The 19,596-nt window shown below is 62.9% G+C and carries 18 protein-coding genes; 13 read left to right on the forward strand and 5 right to left on the reverse strand.

Annotation, left to right across the window (positions count from 1 at the left end; genetic code table 11):
- Window positions 1-69: 69 nt before the first annotated feature.
- The 6 genes from ACK56M_RS18945 to ACK56M_RS18970 all read left to right on the forward strand — a co-directional run bounded on the left by ACK56M_RS18945 (window position 70) and on the right by ACK56M_RS18970 (window position 7,205).
- Entirely contained in the window at window positions 70-1,236 is a 1,167-nt protein-coding gene (locus tag ACK56M_RS18945) for a cupin domain-containing protein (RefSeq protein WP_013973298.1), read from the forward strand.
- Window positions 1,229-1,657, forward strand: a complete 429-nt coding sequence (locus ACK56M_RS18950) for a GNAT family N-acetyltransferase (protein WP_003258855.1) — start codon at window positions 1,229-1,231, stop codon at window positions 1,655-1,657. Before ACK56M_RS18945 ends, ACK56M_RS18950 begins: the two co-directional genes overlap by 8 nt.
- Before the next feature lie 161 nt (window positions 1,658-1,818).
- Window positions 1,819-3,774, forward strand: coding sequence for a DNA topoisomerase III (locus ACK56M_RS18955; protein ID WP_015270975.1), 1,956 nt, complete (start codon window positions 1,819-1,821; stop codon window positions 3,772-3,774).
- A 233-nt stretch (window positions 3,775-4,007) separates the two neighbouring features.
- Entirely contained in the window at window positions 4,008-5,297 is a 1,290-nt protein-coding gene (locus ACK56M_RS18960; RefSeq protein ID WP_015270976.1) for an NAD(P)/FAD-dependent oxidoreductase, read from the forward strand.
- A gap of 80 nt (window positions 5,298-5,377) precedes the next feature.
- On the forward strand, window positions 5,378-6,208 hold the full coding sequence (locus ACK56M_RS18965) for an alpha/beta fold hydrolase (protein WP_054573022.1): 831 nt from the start codon (window positions 5,378-5,380) through the stop codon (window positions 6,206-6,208).
- Window positions 6,209-6,434: 226 nt separating this feature from the next.
- The gene (locus ACK56M_RS18970) at window positions 6,435-7,205 is read left to right on the forward strand and encodes an RHS repeat-associated core domain-containing protein (RefSeq protein WP_411958924.1); all 771 of its coding nucleotides are present in this window, start codon (window positions 6,435-6,437) and stop codon (window positions 7,203-7,205) included.
- Between the two features lie 135 nt (window positions 7,206-7,340).
- Here ACK56M_RS18970 and ACK56M_RS18975 read toward each other — a convergent pair whose 3' ends face one another.
- Entirely contained in the window at window positions 7,341-8,321 is a 981-nt protein-coding gene (locus ACK56M_RS18975; protein WP_058178368.1) for an IS5-like element ISPpu18 family transposase, read from the reverse strand.
- A gap of 343 nt (window positions 8,322-8,664) precedes the next feature.
- Between ACK56M_RS18975 and ACK56M_RS18980 the strand changes: the two genes are divergently transcribed.
- On the forward strand, window positions 8,665-9,444 hold the full coding sequence (locus ACK56M_RS18980) for a TSUP family transporter (RefSeq protein WP_139657814.1): 780 nt from the start codon (window positions 8,665-8,667) through the stop codon (window positions 9,442-9,444).
- Here the strand turns inward: ACK56M_RS18980 and nudC are convergent.
- Window positions 9,412-10,242: an NAD(+) diphosphatase gene (nudC, locus tag ACK56M_RS18985; RefSeq protein WP_015270980.1), complete on the reverse strand. Its 831-nt coding sequence runs from the start codon at window positions 10,240-10,242 to the stop codon at window positions 9,412-9,414. The genes ACK56M_RS18980 and nudC overlap by 33 nt on opposite strands.
- A gap of 36 nt (window positions 10,243-10,278) precedes the next feature.
- The gene (locus ACK56M_RS18990; RefSeq protein ID WP_015270981.1) at window positions 10,279-11,091 is read right to left on the reverse strand and encodes a crotonase/enoyl-CoA hydratase family protein; all 813 of its coding nucleotides are present in this window, start codon (window positions 11,089-11,091) and stop codon (window positions 10,279-10,281) included.
- Window positions 11,092-11,241: 150 nt separating this feature from the next.
- Here ACK56M_RS18990 and nhaB point away from each other — a divergent pair, with 150 nt between their 5' ends.
- From nhaB to ACK56M_RS19020, 6 genes are all read left to right on the forward strand, one after another.
- Window positions 11,242-12,744 carry a sodium/proton antiporter NhaB gene (nhaB, locus tag ACK56M_RS18995; protein WP_054573019.1) on the forward strand — a complete coding sequence of 501 codons (1,503 nt, stop codon included), beginning with the start codon at window positions 11,242-11,244 and terminating at the stop codon, window positions 12,742-12,744.
- 195 nt (window positions 12,745-12,939) lie between these two features.
- Window positions 12,940-13,554: a dihydrofolate reductase family protein gene (locus ACK56M_RS19000; protein ID WP_411958925.1), complete on the forward strand. Its 615-nt coding sequence runs from the start codon at window positions 12,940-12,942 to the stop codon at window positions 13,552-13,554.
- Window positions 13,555-13,634: 80 nt separating this feature from the next.
- Window positions 13,635-14,180: a lipocalin family protein gene (locus tag ACK56M_RS19005; RefSeq protein WP_015270984.1), complete on the forward strand. Its 546-nt coding sequence runs from the start codon at window positions 13,635-13,637 to the stop codon at window positions 14,178-14,180.
- 80 nt (window positions 14,181-14,260) lie between these two features.
- Window positions 14,261-14,722, forward strand: a complete 462-nt coding sequence (locus ACK56M_RS19010; RefSeq protein ID WP_100412894.1) for an NUDIX hydrolase — start codon at window positions 14,261-14,263, stop codon at window positions 14,720-14,722.
- Window positions 14,723-14,738: 16 nt separating this feature from the next.
- A complete protein-coding gene (locus tag ACK56M_RS19015; RefSeq protein WP_411958926.1) occupies window positions 14,739-15,698 on the forward strand; it encodes a ribonuclease Z in 960 nt (319 codons plus the stop codon).
- A gap of 34 nt (window positions 15,699-15,732) precedes the next feature.
- Window positions 15,733-16,272 carry a hypothetical protein gene (locus ACK56M_RS19020; RefSeq protein WP_015270987.1) on the forward strand — a complete coding sequence of 180 codons (540 nt, stop codon included), beginning with the start codon at window positions 15,733-15,735 and terminating at the stop codon, window positions 16,270-16,272.
- Window positions 16,273-16,413: 141 nt separating this feature from the next.
- On the opposite strand, the gene ACK56M_RS19025 is transcribed toward ACK56M_RS19020, so the two are convergent.
- Entirely contained in the window at window positions 16,414-17,697 is a 1,284-nt protein-coding gene (locus ACK56M_RS19025; protein WP_015270988.1) for a Zn-dependent hydrolase, read from the reverse strand.
- Window positions 17,698-17,833: 136 nt separating this feature from the next.
- The gene (locus tag ACK56M_RS19030; RefSeq protein WP_015270989.1) at window positions 17,834-19,324 is read right to left on the reverse strand and encodes an NCS1 family nucleobase:cation symporter-1; all 1,491 of its coding nucleotides are present in this window, start codon (window positions 19,322-19,324) and stop codon (window positions 17,834-17,836) included.
- Between the last annotated feature and the right edge of the window lie 272 nt (window positions 19,325-19,596).

The raw sequence follows: 19,596 nt of genomic DNA on the forward strand, positions 1-19,596 counted from the left end.
GTTCAACGCCCGGCCTGGCCGGGCGTTTTTATTCCCGGACGAAAATTACATTTTTTCAATAGGTTGAACATGAATCCTGATACTCCACTGCAGCTGCTCGGCGGCATCTCGGCCCGCGAATTCATGCGCGACTACTGGCAGAAGAAGCCGCTGCTGGTGCGCCAGGCATTCCCGGACTTCATCAGCCCGATCGACCCCGACGAGCTGGCCGGCCTGGCCCTGGAAGAGGAAGTAGAGTCGCGTATCGTGCTCGAGCACGGCGCGCACCCGTGGGAGCTGCGCCGCGGCCCGTTCACCGAAGACACCTTCGCCGAGCTGCCGGAAAAGGACTGGACCCTGCTGGTGCAGGCCGTGGACCAGTTCGTCCCGGAAGTAGCCGAACTGCTGGAAAACTTCCGCTTCCTGCCCAGCTGGCGCATCGATGACGTGATGATCAGCTTCGCCGCCCCTGGTGGCAGCGTCGGCCCGCACTTTGACAACTACGACGTTTTCCTGCTGCAGGGCCACGGCCAGCGCAACTGGAAAATCGGCCAGATGTGCAGCAGCGACAGCTCGCTGCTGGAGCACGCCGACCTGCGCATCCTCGCCGATTTCGAGCAGAGCGATGAGTGGACCCTGGAGCCGGGCGACATGCTCTACCTGCCACCACGCCTGGCCCACTACGGCGTGGCCGTGGACGACTGCCTGACCTACTCGGTAGGCTTCCGCGCGCCAAGCGCCGCCGAAGTGCTGACCCACTTCACCGATTTCCTCGGCCAGTTCCTGCCCGATGAAGAACGCTACAGCGACGCCGACGCCCAGCCGGTCAGTGACCCGCACCAGATCCAGCACGATGCCCTCGACCGCCTCAAGGCGCTGCTCGACAAGCACATGGGCGACAAGGACCTGCTGCTGACCTGGTTCGGCCAGTTCATGACCGAGCCGCGCTACCCCGAGCAGATCGTCGGTGAAGAGCTGTCCGAGGAAGAACTGATCGATGCCCTGGAACAAGGCGCCATCCTGATCCGCAACCCGAGCGCGCGTCTGGCCTGGTCGGAATTCGAAGAAGACCTGCTTCTGTTCGCCAGCGGCCGCAGCTGCCCGCTACCGGGCAAACTGCGCGAGCTGCTGAAGCTGGTTTGCGCGGCCGACGCCCTGCACATCGACAACCTGGGCGAATGGCTGCAGGATGAAGATGGCCTTATGCTGGTACAGCAGCTGGTCAAACAAGGAAGCCTGGGATTCGCCAATGAATAAGATTCGTGTGCGCCTCGCCGACTGGCACAAGGACAACGCCGACATCCGCCGCATCCGCGAAGCGGTGTTCATTGCCGAACAGCACGTTCCACCAGAACTGGAGTGGGATTCGGATGACCCGACCGCCGCGCACTTCCTGGCCCTGGAAGGCGACTACCCGATCGGCACAGCGCGCCTGCTGCCTGACGGCACCATCGGCCGGGTCTCGGTGCTGAAGGACTGGCGCGGGCTGAAAGTGGGTGACGCGCTGATGAACGCGGTGATTGTCGAAGCACAGAACCGCGACCTTAAACAGCAGATGCTCAGCGCCCAGGTGCACGCCACGCCGTTCTACGAGCGGCTGGGCTTTCGCGTAGTCAGCGAAGAGTTCCTCGAAGCCGGCATCCCGCACGTGGACATGGTGCGCGACTCGCGCGCCTGATCCCTGTACCGGCCTCTTCGCGGTTTTGCCCGCGAAGAGGCCGGCACAGCAAAATACATCTCCCCTGACAAAAAGCTGTACATCCATCCAGATAAAACTTGCCTCCGCGCCCTCGCTTGCGCATCCTATCGCCCATCACCCCCGATGAAGCGTCTCCGGCCATGCGCCTGTTCCTCTGCGAAAAACCCTCCCAGGCAAAAGACATCGCCAAAGTGCTCGGCGCCAACCGCAAGGGCGATGGCTGCTGGCAAGGCACCGACGTCTGCGTGACCTGGTGCATCGGCCACCTGCTGGAAACCGCCCCGCCCGACAGCTACGACGAACGCTACAAGCGCTGGAACCTGGCCGACCTGCCGATCATCCCGGAAAAGTGGAAAATGCTGGTCAAGCCCAAGACCGCCAGCCAGTTCAAGGCAGTCAAGCGCCTGCTCGGCGAAGCACGCGAACTGGTGATCGCCACCGACGCCGACCGCGAAGGCGAAATGATCGCCCGCGAACTGGTCGAGCATTGCCGCTACCGCGGCCCGGTGCAGCGCCTGTGGCTGTCGGCACTGGACGACGCCTCCATTCGCAAGGCCCTGGCGCGGCTGCTGCCGGGCCACGAAACCTTCAACCTGTACCACTCGGCGTTGGGCCGTTCGCGCGCAGACTGGCTGATCGGCATGAACATGAGCCGGCTGTTCACCCTGCTGGGCCGCCAGTCGGGCTATCAGGGCGTGCTGCCGGTGGGCCGGGTGCAAACGCCCACCCTGCGCCTGGTGGTCGACCGCGACCGCAGCATCGCCGACTTTGTGCCGGTACCGTTCTGGGCCATCGACGTGCAGCTCGAACACGCAGGCTTTGGCTTCAACGCCCAGTGGCGCGCCCCCGATGACGCCTGCGACGACCAGGGCCGCTGCCTGAACCAGGCCCTGGCGCAGCAGGCTGCCGCCGACATCGGCAATGCGGGTACTGCCCGGGCCGTGAAGGTGACCACCGAACGCGTGCGTGAAGCGGCACCCCTGCCCTTCGACCTTGGCACCCTGCAGGAGCTGTGCTCGAAAAAGTTCGGCCTCGGCGCCCAGGAAACCCTCGACATCGCCCAGGCCCTGTACGAAACCCACAAGCTGATCACCTACCCGCGCAGCGACTGCGGCTACCTGCCGCAAAGCCAGCACGCCGAAGCGCCAGCCATCCTCGCCGCCCTGCAACGTTCCGATGCCAGCCTGGCGCCGCTGCAGCCCTACCTGGAGCCGCAACGCCGCTCACGGGCGTGGAACGACGCCAAGGTCAGCGCCCACCACGGCATCATCCCCACTGCCGCTGCCAGCGACCCGTCGCGCCTGCCAGCCAAGCACAAGGCGGTGTACACCCTGATCCGCGCCCGCTACCTGGCGCAGTTCCTGCCCAACCACGAGTACGACCGTACCCAGGCCGACTTCGACTGCGCTGGCCATGCCCTGCGTGCCGTAGGCAAGCAGATAGTCGAACCAGGCTGGCGCCGTGCGCTGCCCGAGGCGCTGACCCCGGCCAAGGGCCGCGAGGCACCACCGGCCCAGGTGCTGCCGGCGCTGCGCGAAGGCCAGGACTGCACGGTGCAGGGCCTGCAACTGAAAGACCTGTGGACCCAGCCGCCCAAGCCGTTTACCGAAGGCGACCTGATCAAGGCAATGAAGAACGTGGCCAAGCTGGTGGACGACCCGCGGTTGAAGCAGAAGCTGAAGGAAACCACCGGTATCGGCACCGAAGCCACCCGCGCCAGCATCATCCAGGGCCTGCTTGACCGCGGCTACCTGGTGAAGAACGGCAAGGCGCTGTCCGCCACCCCTGCGGCCTTCAGCCTGATCGACGCCGTACCTCGCGCCATTGCCGACCCTGGTACCACAGCTATCTGGGAGCAGGCGCTGGACATGGTGCAGAGTGGCGAGATGACGCTGGAAGAGTTCGTCGCCCGGCAGTCGGCATGGATGGGCAAGCTGGTCGAACGGTGCAGCGGCATGCGCATGACCATCAGCGGGCCGGCAGCCGGGGCTGCGCCGCCGTGGAAGAAAAAGCGTAGAGGGAGTGGGAAGAGTAAAGCGGCTGGAAGCAAGGCTGCCAGCAAGCCGCGGCAGCCCAAGAGAAAAGCTTCAACCTGAGGCTTTTGCACTGTCATTACAGCCCTATCGCTGGCAAGCCAGCTCCCACAGGTACCACACAGCTTTCAAAACCTGCGTAGGACTTGTGGGAGCTGGCTTGCCGGCGATAGGGCCAGGCCAGGAATACAGAGAATTCAGACAAACCACAAAACCTGACCAACATACTGGCGCCATGAATTTTTAATGCTAAATTTTCATGAAAATAATTAAAGCAAATTTCATGAGACCCCTGCATGTTCAAACAATCCGCCCAGCACGTCGCCAGCTACTACGCCCAGACCTACCCCGCCAGCATTCCCCTGCACCCTACCCTGCAAGGCAGCCACGACACCGAAGTCCTGATCATTGGCGCCGGCTTCAGCGGCCTGCACACCGCCTTGCGCCTGACCCAGGCCGGCAAGCGTGTAACGCTGCTGGAAGCCAGCCGCGTGGCCTGGGCCGCGTCCGGCCGCAACGGCGGCCAGGCACTGCTCGGCTGGTCGTGCGACATGCCGCCGCTGGAAAAGGCCTTGGGCACCGAACGCACCCAACGCCTGTGGGCCAGCATGTGCTGGGCCGCCGATGAAATGCGCAAACTGCCCGAGCGCCATGGCTTCGACATCGACTACCGGCTGGGCAGCCTGTGGACCGCCGTGCTGCCGCGCCGGGTGAAGATGCTGGAAGAAGCCCTGCATGAGGCCGAACACAAATGGGGCTACGACGCCCTGCGCCTGATCGGCCGCGACGAGCTGCCTCAATGGATCGACAGCCCGCGCTACCAGGCCGCGCTATACGACGCCAAAGGCGCCCACCTCAACCCGCTGAAGCTGGCCCAGGGCCTGGCCAGTACCATCGAGGCGGCCGGTGGGCGTATCTACGAACAGAGCCAGGTGCTCAGCTACCAGCGAGCTGGCGACGGCTATGTCGCCCGTACCGACCGCGGCGAAGTACGCTGCCAGGTGTTAGTGCTAGCCTGCAACGCCTACATCGACCGCCTCGACCGTAACCTGTCGCGTCGCCTGTTGCCGGTCGGTTCCTACCAGGTCGCCACCGCGCCGCTCGACGCCGATTTCGCCCGATCATTGCTGCCGCGCAATAGCTGCGTGATCGACAACCAGTTCGTGCCCGACTATTTCCGCATTACCCCGGACCATCGCCTGCTGTTCGGCGGCGGCTGCACCTACCTGGGCGGTATTCCCAAAGATGTCGCCAGCGCCACCCGCCCCTACCTGGAGCGGGTGTTCCCGCAGCTGGCCGGGGTGGTCATCGACTATGCCTGGGGCGGCCATATCGACTGCAGCATCCAGCGCACCCCGGATGTCGGCCGCGAGGGCCAGCGCTACTGGCTGCAGGGCTTCTCCGGCCATGGCGTGCTGCCGACCCTGGCCGCAGCCCGGGCCGTGAGCGACGCCATCCTCGGTGACGACGACCTGCTGACGCTGTACCAAGGCATCGACAACGGCCGCTTCCCCGGCGGCGACCTGCTGGCCGCACCGCTGGAAGCCGCCGCCAAGGCCTGGTACAGGATGCGCGATCGTATCTGAAGACGGCCGGCGCTTACTGCGCAGAAATCTCTCCTATTCTCAATAGCTCCCTTCGCTTCCTGCACACAGGAGACCCGACCATGAGCTATGTAACTACAAAGGACGGCGTACAGATCTTCTACAAGGACTGGGGCCCGCGCGATGCACCGGTTATCCACTTCCATCACGGCTGGCCTCTCAGCGCCGACGACTGGGATGCGCAGATGTTGTTCTTCCTCGCCCAGGGTTATCGCGTGGTCGCCCACGACCGCCGCGGCCATGGCCGCTCCAGCCAGGTATGGGACGGCCACGACATGGACCATTACGCCGACGATGTGGCGGCGGTAGTCGCTCACCTGGGCATCCAGGGCGCCGTGCATGTCGGCCACTCGACCGGTGGCGGTGAAGTGGTGCGCTACATGGCCCGGCACCCTGAAGACAAGGTGCTCAAGGCCGTGTTGATTGCCGCCGTACCGCCATTGATGGTGCAGACTCCCGGTAACCCCGGTGGCCTGCCCAAATCGGTGTTCGACGGTTTCCAGGCCCAGGTCGCCAGCAACCGTGCGCAGTTCTACCGCGATGTGCCGGCCGGGCCGTTCTACGGCTACAACCGCCCTGGTGTAGAAGCGAGTGAGGGCATCATTGGTAACTGGTGGCGCCAGGGCATGATCGGCAGCGCCAAGGCCCATTACGATGGCATCGTGGCATTTTCCCAGACCGATTTTACCGAGGACCTGAAGGGCATCCAGCAACCTGTGCTGGTGATGCACGGCGATGATGACCAGATCGTGCCGTATGAGAACTCCGGAGTGCTGTCGGCGAAGCTGCTGCCCAATGGCGCGTTGAAGACTTACAAAGGCTACCCGCATGGCATGCCGACCACCCATGCCGATGTGATCAATGCGGATTTGCTGGCGTTCATACGTAGCTGATGTAGTCGCCTGCACCGGCCTCTTCGCGGGCACGCCCGCTCCCACAGGTACTGCATCTTGAGATATACATATAACCTGTGGGAGCGGGCGAGCCCGCGAAAGGGCCGGCACTGTCAACATACCTATTTCATGAGTGTATGCAACTGGCAAAACTGCCAGTTGCGCGCCTGTCTATTTTGCATGAAGGTAATTTAAATTCAGTACTTCTCGCACCAGCAGGCTGACCATGGCACAGAACTGGAAGCAGCGTTTATTCTACAAGAATGGCCAACTGTCCTTGGAGATCGGCAGCGATCGTTCCGTCACAGTCTTTTCAATCTCAAACCTTTCTCTAGCGCAACGCTCGACCGAGACACTACTACTGGCGGCAGACTCTCAGAGTTCCATAATCAACCGTTCTCATCGCGAAGGCATTCACAACCTGGCCTACACCGCTTACGGATACAGCTCCACAGCTCATATGATGGGCTTCACCGGACAACGCTACGATAGCGTCACAAACTGCTACCTCCTTGGAAACGGCTATCGTGCCTTTAGTACTAGACTGGCGCGATTTTACTCAGCGGACAGCCTCAGCCCGTTTAAGAAACACACACATAACGCCTACGCCTATTGCTTGGGAGACCCCGTGAACCATCGCGACCCTTCAGGGCATATGTTGCGTCGCGCCAGGACAATGTGGAATAACGTAAAGGATAAGTTTGTAAAACCCAGAATCCATTACATCAATAAAGCAAGGGAAGCAATTACCGAGAATCCGAATCTCGAAAAGTATTCCGCTGTCATTGATGACGAGAACGTAACCATAAAAACCCTCAAGGCGATTTACAAGCTTCCGAAGGGTGATGCCATGCTCAGCGATCTCAAGGATACAGCAGTCCGCAACTGGCGCTTAAAGCATGGCAACATTGAAGGCCCCATCACTCATGACTTTAACTACGAAAAATACCTATACATGGACGAGCAGCTTAATTACATAGCCCTAGGGAAGGTCTGAAGTAGCCCTGTATTTCCGGTCGACTTCAGCCCTCGCTGCTTTTGAAAGCGGGCCGTCGATCAAATTCGACCAGGTAACCCGCTCAGTTCTCCGTTTTTGGCCGCCGCGAGCACCTCGCAGCAGCCATTTTCCGCATTACAGGTGCACCTTTCCTGCGGTAGTCAGCAAATGTCGGCGCGCCATCCATAGGTTCGACAGCGCGAACAGCGTCACCAGCTGAGCGGTGTTCTTGGCCAGGCCACGGAAGCGCACCTTCACGTAACCGAACTGGCGCTTGATCACTCGAAACGGGTGCTCGACCTTCGCTCGCACTTGTGCCTTGGCCTTCTCGATCTTGCGCTTGGCTTTGTACAGGGCGCTGCGTTTATCGAGCTTCTTGTAGGTGCTGCGGCGTGCTGCGACCTGCCAGATCACTTCGCGGCCAGCATGTTCGGGGCGCTTTTCGACGCCGGTGTAGCCGGCATCGGCGCAGACGACGTTCTCGTCACCGTGCAGCAGTTTTTCGACCTGGGTGATATCCGCCACGTTGGCTGCCGTGCCTACCACGCTGTGTACCAGCCCCGACTCATCATCCACGCCGATGTGCGCCTTCATGCCAAAGTAATACTGGTTCCCTTTCTTGCTCTGGTGCATTTCCGGGTCGCGCTTGCCGTCCTGGTTCTTGGTCGAGCTGGGCGCGTGGATCAGTGTGGCATCGACGATAGTGCCCTGGCGCAGCGACAGGCCGCGATCCCCCAGGTAGCCATTGATTACGCCGAGGATGCCGGCTGCCAGCTCATGTTTCTCCAGCAAGCGACGGAACTTGAGGATGGTGGTTTCGTCGGGAATACGCTCGAGGCTCAGCCCGGCGAACTGACGCAGGATGGTCGTCTCGTAGAGCGCTTCTTCCATGGCCGGGTCGCTGTAGCCGAACCAGTTCTGCATCAGATGGATACGTAACATGGCCATCAGCGGATAGGCTGGACGACCACCTTCACCCTTTGGGTAGTGTGGCTCGATCAGGGCAATCAATCCCTTCCACGGCACCACCTGATCCATCTCGATCAGGAACAATTCCTTACGGGTCTGCTTGCGCTTGCCGGCGTACTCGGCGTCGGCGAAGGTCATCTGCTTCATGGAAAAACTCGGCTGGCGGGATCGGCGTATTTCACCAGATTCAGGAAGTCTTTTTCAGACCTTCCCTAGAGGCAAAAATCCTTGAGTACAGAACCCTACTGAGCAACTTGGCGTCACATGAAACCACTACAATGAATTCGAGCAGTCAGTTGTCACCTGCGTCACCTGAGGCATCACGCCCTACAACTGCCAGATCAGCGATACGTGGTACCTAGATACCCCTGCAGGGTCGGTTTGAAACAAGTAAGCGGCCGGAAACACTGTCAGCCTTGGGGACGTGGGATTATCATGCCCGTTTATTTCTCCATTAGCCGCAAACCGACCCTCCAGCCTGAAGCCTCCCATGCCCTTCGAACTCACCGTAGAACCCCTCACCCTGCTGATCCTGGCCCTGGTCGCCTTCGTCGCCGGTTTCATCGATGCCATCGCCGGCGGTGGCGGCCTGCTCACCACCCCGGCGTTACTCACCGCGGGCATGCCGCCGCACCTGGTACTGGGCACCAACAAGCTCAGCTCTACCTTCGGCTCGGCCACCGCCAGCTTCACCTACTACAGGCGCAAACTGTTCCACCCGGCGCAGTGGCGCCCGGCATTGTTCGCCACCTTGGTCGGCGCTTTGCTCGGTGCAGTGATCGCCCACTACATGCCGGCCGAATGGCTGAACAAGATGCTGCCGGTGATTGTCTTCGCCTGTGGCGTCTATCTGCTGTTCGGTGGCACGCCCAAGGCGCCGCTCGATGCCGATGCACCCATCAAGAAGAAATGGCAAATGCCGCAAGGCTTTACCTTGGGTTTCTATGACGGCGTGGCCGGCCCGGGCACCGGGGCGTTCTGGACGGTCAGCACCCTGCTGCTGTACCCCATCGACCTGGTCCGTGCCAGCGGCGTGGCGCGCAGCATGAATTTCGTCAGCAACATCGCAGCGCTGACGGTGTTCATCATTTCCGGGCAGGTGGACTACATCGTCGGCCTGTGCATGGGCATGTCGGTGATGGTTGGCGCCTTCTTCGGCGCACGCACGGCGATCAGTGGCGGCAGCAAGTTCATCCGCCCAGTGTTCATCACCGTGGTGCTGGCACTGACCGTGCGTCTAGCGTGGCAGCACTGGTTCGGCCAAGCCTAAACGGCGCGCAACATACAGGTCGATCAGATACCGGGCAATCGACCGCCCGGCCGGCAGCGGCGGCAGGTCGTGGACGCTGAACCACTTGGCATCCTCGATCTCGTCCGGCTGCATGACGATATCGCCGCTGGCATACTCGGCATGGAAGCCCAGCATCATCGAGTGCGGGAACGGCCAGCACTGGCTGCCGACGTACTGGATGTTCCTTACTTCCACCGCTACCTCCTCACGCACTTCGCGCACCAGGCAGTCCTCGGCCGACTCGCCCGGCTCGGCGAAGCCTGCCAGGGTGCTGTACACCCCGGTGACGAAGCGTGGCGAACGCGCCAGCAGGATTTCGTCGCCACGTGTCACCAGTACGATCATGCTCGGTGAAATGCGCGGGTAGCTGCGCAGGTCGCAAGGCTGGCAGTACATCGCCCGCTCCCAGCGAATCTGCGTCATTGCCTGGCCGCAGCTGCCGCAGAAGCGGTGCTCGCGGGCCCAGGTGCCGATCTGCGCGGCATAGCCCAGCACTTTGTAGGTGTCGAAATCACCCTCGAGCATGAATGCACGCAGGCCGCGCCAGGCGCAGCCGGGCACCTCGGTAGCGCTGCGCAGCTCCAGCAGGAAGACCGGCTGGCCGTCGAAGTGGCCGATGCCGTGCTCGCACAGTACGTCGAGGTCCTGGCGCTTGAGCCAGTCGCGAGGGAACAGCGCGCCGTTGTCGTCCACCAGGAACCCTTCCGGGCTGCGGGCCACGGCCAGCCCCCCGGTGATCTGCGGGTCGAGTACTGCGGTAGTCCAGCGTGCTGACATGTCGGGGGTTCCCTTACTTCGCGTCCCCCGGCCTGATCAGTCGGCGAACGTCGGTTTCTGTTTGCTCATGTGCGCCGCCACCGCCACGCGCAGGTCTTCGGACTGCAGCATCGCGGCGTTCCAGGTGGCGATGTACTCCAGGCCATCATCGATGCGATGGTCACGCATGTAGCTGAGCATTTCCTTGGTGCCGGCCACGGCGATCGGCGATTTTGCGGCAATCTCGCCAGCGATGGCAAAGACCCCGTCCATCAGCGCAGCCTGATCATCATAAACCCGGTTGACCAAGCCGATGCGCAGCGCCTCTTCTGCCTCGACATTGCGCCCCGTGTAAGCCAGCTCACGCATCATGCCGTCACCGATGATACGAGGCAAACGTTGCAGTGTGCCGACATCGGCGGCCATGCCCATGTCGATTTCCTTGATCGAGAACTGCGCGTCGCTGCTGCAGTAGCGCATGTCGCAAGCCGAGATGAGGTCGATGGCGCCGCCAATGCAGTAACCCTGCACCGCGGCCAGTACCGGCTTGCGGCATTTGTCCACGGCATTGAACGACGCCTGCAGGCGCAGGATGGTACTGCGCAGGAAGCGCGCGTTACGACCCACGTCCTTGCCCATCTGCCCGGCCAGCGAAGCCAGCATCATCAGGTCGATACCGGCGGAAAAATGCTTGCCGGCACCGCTGATCACTACCGCTCGCACTGCATCGGTGTCGTCGACCCACTGGAAGATGTCGATGATCTCCTCCCAGAAGGCAGCGTTCATCGCATTGCGCTTGTCCGGGCGGTTGATCTGAACGTGGGCGATGCTGTTGGTCAGTTCGACCTTGAATGCGCTGTACTCGGTCACGGGCGGCACTCCTGCGGATAAAGGGTTCATGGCACGGATGTTAACCCAGCCCGATGACCGCACTTGTGCCAAAAACGGGACTATACGCCTTGCCTAAGAGGCGCTGATCCGGCACCGTGCGCCATCGCCGAATCATAAGGATACAAATTCATGTCGCGCTCCCTGACCGGCGCCCTCGCCCACAGCTTTCTGGGCCAGTCGCCGCTTTGGTACAAGGCAGTCATCTGCCTGTTCCTGGTGCTCAACCCACTGCTGCTGATGGCCGTCGGCCCGGTCGCTGCCGGCTGGGCACTGGTGCTCGAATTCATCTTCACCCTGGGCATGGCCCTGAAGTGCTACCCGCTCATGCCTGGCGGCCTGCTGCTGGTCGAAGCCCTGCTGTTGCAGATGACCACCCCGCAAGCCCTGTACGAAGAGCTGCAGCACAACTTCCCGGTGATCCTGCTGCTGATGTTCATGGTCGCGGGCATCCACTTCATGAAGGAACTGCTGCTGTTCCTGTTCTCGCGCATCCTGCTGGGGGTGCGTTCGAAGGCGATCCTGGCGTTGCTGTTCTGCGTGCTGTCGGCATTCCTCTCGGCGTTTCTCGATGCACTGACCGTGACCGCCGTGATCATCAGCGCCGCGGTCGGTTTCTATGCGGTGTACCACCGCGTCGCCTCCGGGGCCAATCCGCGCGAAGACAGTGCTCTGGACAGCGACCAGCAGGTCGCACAGTTGCATCGTGAAGACCTCGACCAGTTCCGCGCATTCCTGCGCAGCCTGCTGATGCATGGTGCGGTGGGCACCGCCCTGGGCGGCGTGTGCACGCTGGTGGGCGAACCACAGAACCTGCTGATCGGCCACGAAATGGGCTGGCACTTTGCCGATTTCTTCCTGAAGGTGGCACCGGTGTCGGTGCCGGTGCTGGGCGCCGGCCTGCTGACCTGCGTGCTGCTGGAGAAGCTGCGTCTGTTCGGCTATGGCACGCTGATGCCCGAGCCAGTGCACCAGGTGTTGGCCGCCTATGCCGCCGAGGACGATGCTGCACGCACGACTGCCCAGCGCATCGCGCTGTGGGTGCAAGGGTTCGCTGCACTGATCCTGATCTTCTGCCTGGGGCTGCACGTTGCCGAGGTCGGCCTGATCGGCCTGATGGTGATCGTGCTGATCACGGCATTCACCGGCATTACCGACGAACACCGCCTGGGCCGCGCCTTCCAGGACGCCATGCCGTTCACCGCTTTGCTGGTGGTGTTCTTCGCGGTGGTGGCGGTGATTCATCAACAGCAACTGTTCAGCCCGTTGATTGCCTGGGTGCTGGCGCTGCCGGCCGAGCAGCAACCGGGCATGCTGTACCTGGCCAACGGCCTGCTGTCGGCGATCAGCGACAACGTGTTCGTTGCCACCATCTACATCACCGAGGTGAAGCAGGCGTTCCTCAATGGCAGCATGAGCCGTGAGCATTTCGAGACGCTGGCGGTGGCGATCAACACCGGCACCAACCTGCCGAGCGTGGCGACGCCGAATGGGCAGGCGGCGTTCCTGTTCCTGCTGACTTCGGCGATTGCGCCGCTGATCCGGCTGTCGTATGGGCGAATGGTGTGGATGGCCTTGCCCTATACCGTAGTGATGGGTGGGCTGGGGTGGTGGGCGGTGACCTACTGGCTTTGAGGTAGCCTGCATCGGCCTCTTCGCAGCACAAGGCTGCTCCTACAGGCACTGCACCGCTTTCTGGAGCTGTGGTGATCCTGTGGGAGCGGGCATGCCCGCGAAAGGGCCGGCACAGGTTTGCGTTGTCGATTCTGTCCGCCGCCATTCGACTATCCCATGCCCCCAGCCACCCAGGCTGCCAACAGGAGAGTCCCCATGCGCAAACTCATCGTAGCCGCCTTCATCAGCCTCGACGGTGTCATGCAGGCCCCAGGTGGTCCGCAGGAAGACACCAGCGGCGGCTTCACTTACGGCGGCTGGATCGTACCTTACGCCGAGGAAGTCTTCGGCCAAGCCATGCAAGCCCTGTTCAGCCAGCCTTTCGAACTGCTGTTGGGCCGGCGCACCTACGACATCTTCGCCGACTACTGGCCAAAGCTAAAAGGCAGCTCGGAAGACTTCTCCATCGCCAACCTGTTCAACAACGTGCCCAAGCACGTGGCCACCCACACGCCCGCAACCCTCGACTGGCACAACAGCCATGCACTGGGCGCAGACATCACCGCAGCGGTCCACGCGCTGAAACAACAGGACGGCGCCAACCTGCTGACCCAGGGCAGCAGCGATCTGGTGCAGCAACTGCTGGCGGCGGGCCTGGTCGATGAACTGCAACTGCTGATCCACCCGTTGCTGCTCGGCCACGGCAAGCGCCTGTTCGGCGATGATGCAGCAGCGGCGGCCTTCACACTGCAGCATTCGCAGGTTTCGCCCACGGGCGTGCTCATCGCCCGTTACGTGCGTGCAGGTGAAGTGCAGACCGGTTCGTTCTGAAAGGCATAATCCTGTACAACTTTTGCCTCTCGCTCGCATCGAAACCCAAGTAAGCCCCGTCCGTATCAAGGAGGTTCACCATGGCGCTACGCACCACGTTGCTGCTTTCCTGCATGACCTTGGCCCTGCTCGGCTGCGCCGGCAACGATCACCCGGCACCGCCGCGTACCCAGCAGGTCGACCTGCAACGTTACCAGGGCACCTGGTACGAACTCGCCCGGCTGCCGATGTTCTTCCAGCGCAACTGCGTGCAGTCCGAGGCGCAGTATGGCCTGCGAGAGGATGGTCGCCTCGACGTGACCAACCGCTGCCAGGAAAAGGACGGCCAGTGGAACCAGGCCAAGGGCATCGCCGAAGCCCAGCAACCGGGCAGCACCGACAAGCTCTGGGTGCGCTTCGACAACTGGTTCAGCCGCCTCGCGCCTGGCCTTACCAAGGGCGAGTACTGGGTGCTGTACCACGACCAGGACTACCGCGTAGCCTTGGTCGGCCACCCGAATCGCGAATACCTGTGGCTGCTTTCGCGCACGCCCGCGGTCACCGACCAGCTACGCGAGCAACTGCTGACAATTGCCCGGGAGCAAGGCTATGACACCAGTAAGCTCATCTGGCGGCAGGCCGAGTAGGCAAGACCTGGGGGCCATCGACGACATGCGGCAATCCGGCTAAGGTGTGCGCCCCATGTCACCTCGAAGGAACGAGCCCGTTGAGTACCAAGCCGCTGCCAGCACACCGTATCCGTTTTCTCGCCCTCTGCGTGTTCCATCACCAAGGCAAGATCCTGGTGAACGTGTTCAACGACCCGGCCACCGGCCAGACCCTGTGCCGGCCGCTGGGTGGCGGCATAGAGTTCGGTGAACTGGGCCGCGATGCCATCGCCCGGGAAATCGACGAAGAACTGCGCCAGCCGATCAGCGACGTGCGCCTGCTCGGCACCCTGGAGAGCCTGTTCACCTATGCCGGCAAGCCAAGGCATGAGATTGTGCAGGTGTACGATGCACGCTTCGACGACGCCAGCCTGTACCAGCAAGCCTGGCTGGACGGCCAGGAGTCCGACAGCAGCCCATTCCGTGCCCGCTGGTGCGACAGCGCCGACCTGGCGCGCATCGGCGCGCTGGTACCGCAAGGGCTGCAGACGTTGCTGCGCGACCTGTCGCTGCTGGGCTGAAACAAGGAGCCAGACCATGGACCTGCTGTTCCTGGGCACCTCCGCCGGCGTGCCGACCAAGACACGCAATGTGAGCGGTACCGCAGTAATCGAGGCCAGTGGCAGCCACTGGTACCTGGTCGACTGTGGCGAAGGCACCCAGCACCGGCTGCTGCACACACCGCTGTCGATCCGCGACCTGCGCGCCATCTTCATTACCCACGTGCACGGCGACCATTGCTTCGGCCTGCCGGGCCTGCTGGCCAGCGCCGGCATGAGCGGGCGCACCCAGCCGCTGGACCTTGTCCTGCCCGCCGCCCTGCACGACTGGGTGCGCCAGGGGCTGGTGGCCAGCGATACCTTCCTGCCGTTCGAACTGCGCCTGCTGGCCGTGGAAGAGCTGGTGGAATGGCGCAGTGACGCCCTGGAAGTGACCAGCGTGCATTTGTCGCACCGGGTGCCGAGCGTCGGCTTCGTGTTCACCGAGCTCAACCCCGAACCGCGCCTGGACATACCGCGCCTGGAAGCCGAAGGTATCCCCCGCGGCCCGCTGTGGGGCGAGCTGGCCAAGGGTTTGACGGTGCAGCATGGCGGGCGGCGGCTGCACGGCAAGGATTACCTGCGCCCTTCGCGCCCGCCGCGGCGGGTGATCGTGTGCGGCGACAACGACAACCCCGAGCTATTGGCCGACGCCGCCAGGGGCGCGGACGTGCTGGTGCACGAAGCCACGTTCACCCAGGCGGTGGTTGAGCGCACGGGAGTCACCTTCGGCCACAGCACCGCGGCTGCGGTGGCGCGCTTTGCCGAAGCGGCGGGCGTGCGCAACCTGGTGCTGACGCACTTCAGCGCCCGCTACCAGAACGACCCACGGCGCAGCCCGAGCATCGACAACGTGCGCGACGAAGCCCTCGCCCACTACAGCGGGCAGCTTACCCTGGCGCAGGACCTGCAGCGCTATCACATCGGGCGCGATGGCTGTCTCGAACCGGCCGGATGATTTAGCATGGCCGGTTTTCCAAAAGGACTTGGCCATGCAACGCATCGTGATTCTGGGCAACGCCGGCAGTGGCAAATCGACCCTGGCCCGGCAGATAGGCGCACGCTTGGGCGTGCCGGTGGTGCACCTCGATACGTTGTTCTGGGAGACCGGCTGGGTCGAGCCGGATGCCGAGACCTTCCGTACCCGCGTGCGCAATGCGGTGGCTGGGGAGGCTTGGGTATGCGAGGGCAATTATGCCCGCCGCACGTTCGACCTGCGTCTGCCGCGGGCCGACCTTGTCATCTGGCTGGATACGCCGAGACTGACCTGCCTCAAGCGGGTGATCCTGCGCAGTGTGCTGAACAAGCCCCGACCGGACCTGCCGGCGGGATGTACCGAGCGGCTGGACCGGGCGTTTCTGACCTTTTTGAAGTTCGTATGGACGTTCGATCGGGGGTATCGGCCGGGGATCGAGGCGAGCCGCCAGGCCACAGGGCCGCAAGTGCCGGTGGTGCATTTGCGAGGTGAACGGCAGATTGCGGCGTGTCTGGCAGATCTTACCCAACCCGCCCCGGCAGCGCGGCCCCTGTAGGAGCGGCCTTGTGTCGCGAAAGGGCCGCAAAGCGGCCCCGGCGATGTCCGCGTCTACTTCAAGATCCTGGGGCTGCTGCGCAGCCCGATCGCGACACAAGGCCGCTCCTACAAAAAGCGCGTACTCCTGATACTGACGGCGCTAGGCCGCCAATCGGCCACTGGCAATCGCCTCCGACGCCGCCAGCATCGCGCGCAGCAACACTGCGCAGCCCGCAGCCAGGTCCTCGGGCGTGGCGTTCTCGATCTCGTTATGGCTGATACCGTTCTCGCACGGCACGAATATCATCCCCGCCGGCCCCAGTTCGGCCAGGAAGATCGCGTCGTGCCCCGCGCCGCTGACGATGTCCATGTGCGGCAGGCCCAGCGCCTGCGCCGATTTGCGCACGGCATCGACACAGGCATTGTCGAAGTACAACGCCGGGAAATCAGCCGTAGGCACCAATTCGTGGCTCAGGCCATGCCTGGCACAGGTCGCCTCGATCACCGCACGCACATCGGCAATCATCGCATTCAGCTGCTCACCCTCCAGGTGGCGGAAATCCAGGGTCATGCGCACTTCGCCCGGGATCACGTTGCGCGAGCCCGGGTAGGCCTGCAGGCACCCCACCGTCCCACAGGCATGGGGCTGGTGGCCGAGGGCGGTGCGGTTGACTGCCTCCACCACTGCCGCCGCGCCGACCAGGGCGTCCTTGCGCAGGTGCATGGGCGTAGGGCCGGCGTGGGCCTCGACACCGCGCAAGGTCAGGTCGAACCACTTCTGGCCCAGCGCACCCAGCACCACGCCGATGGTCTTGGCCTGATCTTCGAGGATCGGGCCCTGCTCGATATGCGCTTCGAAGTAGGCACCCACCGGGTGGCCTGATACGGCGCGCGGGCCGGCGTAGCCGATGGCGTTCAACGCCTCACCAACACTGACACCCTGGGCGTCGCGCTTGGCCAGGGTTTCCTCCAGCGTGAACTTGCCGGCGAACACCCCGGAGCCCATCATGCACGGCGCAAAGCGCGAGCCTTCCTCGTTGGTCCACACCACCACTTCCAGCGGTGCTTCGGTTTCCACGCCGAGATCGTTGAGGGTACGAATTACCTCCAGCCCGGCCATCACCCCGAAGCAACCGTCGAACTTGCCACCGGTGGGCTGGGTGTCGATATGGCTGCCGGTCATCACCGGGGGCAGCTTGGGGTTACGCCCAGGGCGACGGGCGAAGATGTTGCCGACGGCGTCGATGGTGACCGTGCAACCGGCGGCCTCGCACCACTGCACGAACAGGTCGCGGGCCTGACGGTCGAGGTCGGTCAGGGCCAGGCGGCACACGCCGCCCTTGGCGGTGGCACCGAGGCGGGCCAGGTCCATCAGGGACTGCCACAGGCGGGTGCTGTCGATGTGGTGGGCGGTGGTCTTCAGGATCTCTTTGACTGGGGTCACGGGTTTCTCCTTCAGGCTTTTTGTTGTCTGTGCCGCCTCTTCGCGGGCATGCCCGCTCCCACAGGATCACCACAGGTCTGGAAAACCGTGCAGTACCTGTGGGAGCGGGCGAGCCCGCGAAGAAGCCAGCGCGGTCTCACGGCAAGGGCTTGGCCACCCGCGCCGGGCTGCGCGCGACCACACGGGCCAAGAGGTAATACAGCGCCCCACCCAGCAGCGAACCGGTGAACCAACCGTAGTCGTAGAACCAGCTGAAACTGCTGTTGCCAATCGCCATGACGGTCAGCGCCACCGGCAACGCAAAGGCGGCAAAACCGGCCCAGTTCCATGCCGGGTACACGTCGTCACGGTACAGCCCGGCCAGGTCCAGCTCCTGCCGGCGGATCAGGAAGTAGTCCACCACCATGATCCCGGCGATCGGCCCCAGCAGGCTCGAATAGCCCAGCAGCCAGTTGGAATACACGCTCTCCAGGCTCAGGTCGGAAACGATCCAGCCCAGCTTCTTCAGCAGCTCATGGCCCATCAGCGCCAGGCCGATGAAGCCGGTCAGCCACACCGCGCGGCTGCGCCCGATCAGGCGTGGGGCGATGTTCTGGAAGTCGTTGGTCGGCGACACGATGTTCGCCGCGGTGTTGGTCGACAGCGTGGCGATCACGATCAGCGCCATGGCCAGGGCCACCCAGAACGGGCTGTGGATCTTGCCGATCAGGCTGACCGGGTCGGACACGGTCTCGCCAACCAGCGATGCCGAGGCTGCGGTCAGCACCACGCCCAGCGCAGCAAACAGGAACATGGTCAGCGGCAAGCCGAAGATCTGCCCGAGAATCTGGTCCTTCTGGCTGCGGGCATAGCGGCTGAAGTCGGGGATGTTCAGCGATAGCGTGGCCCAGAAACCGACCATGGCGGTAAGCCCGGCGCAGAAGTAGCCGAGCATGTTCGCCCCTTCCGGGCGCTTGGGCGGCTGGGCCAGCAATTCGGTCATCGACATGTGCGGCAAGGCCCAGAACAGCAGGCCGACACCCACGGCCACCAGCAGCGGTGCCGACAGCGTTTCGAGCCACTTGATCGACTCGGCGCCACGCAGCACCACCCACAGGTTCAGGCACCAGAAGATCATGAAGCCGATCACCTCGCCGGTGCCGCCCAGGGCCTTCCAGCCGTCGAACACCGAGCCAAGGAACAGGTGGATGGCCAGGCCACCGAACATGGTCTGGATGCCGAACCAGCCACAGGCGACCACCGCCCGGATCAGGCATGGCACGTTTGAGCCGAGTATGCCGAACGACGAACGCAGCAGCACCGGGAACGGAATGCCATACTTGGTGCCAGGGAAGGCGTTGAGGGTGAGCGGGATCAGCACGATCAGGTTGGCCAGCAGAATAGCCAGCAAGGCCTCGCCCACGCTGAGGCCGAAGTAGGCAGTGAGCACGCCGCCGAGGGTGTAGGTGGGCACGCAGATGGACATGCCCACCCACAGGGCGGTGATGTGCCATTTGTTCCAGGTGCGCTGGTGCACCTTGGTCGGGGCGATGTCGTGGTTGTAGCGCGGGCTGTCGAGGACATCGCTACCTTCGGACAGCTCGAACAGGCCATCGCGCTCGACCACTTCCGATCTGCTCTGCTGCATGGGGGGCTTTCTCCAGATTTTCTTCTAGTTGTTGCCCATCGGGCTGATGCGATGGCCGGAGTACTCACGGTTCATGTGCTTGAAAATCTCGACCAGATTTTCATCTTGTCAAGTAAGTCAAAGCATCAGAAAGCTACGCAGTCAGCACCAATAATTAAATTAACCCATTAATTTCAATCACTTAAAAACCACAAAATTAATGGGAAAATTTTCTTGCTGAATCCCGGATCAGCATCTAGCCTCGAATCTTGTCAGGCCTGACAGGATTAACC

The sequence above is a fragment of the Pseudomonas sp. s4 genome, from assembly GCF_046764235.1.
Lineage (GTDB): Bacteria > Pseudomonadota > Gammaproteobacteria > Pseudomonadales > Pseudomonadaceae > Aquipseudomonas > Aquipseudomonas asiatica.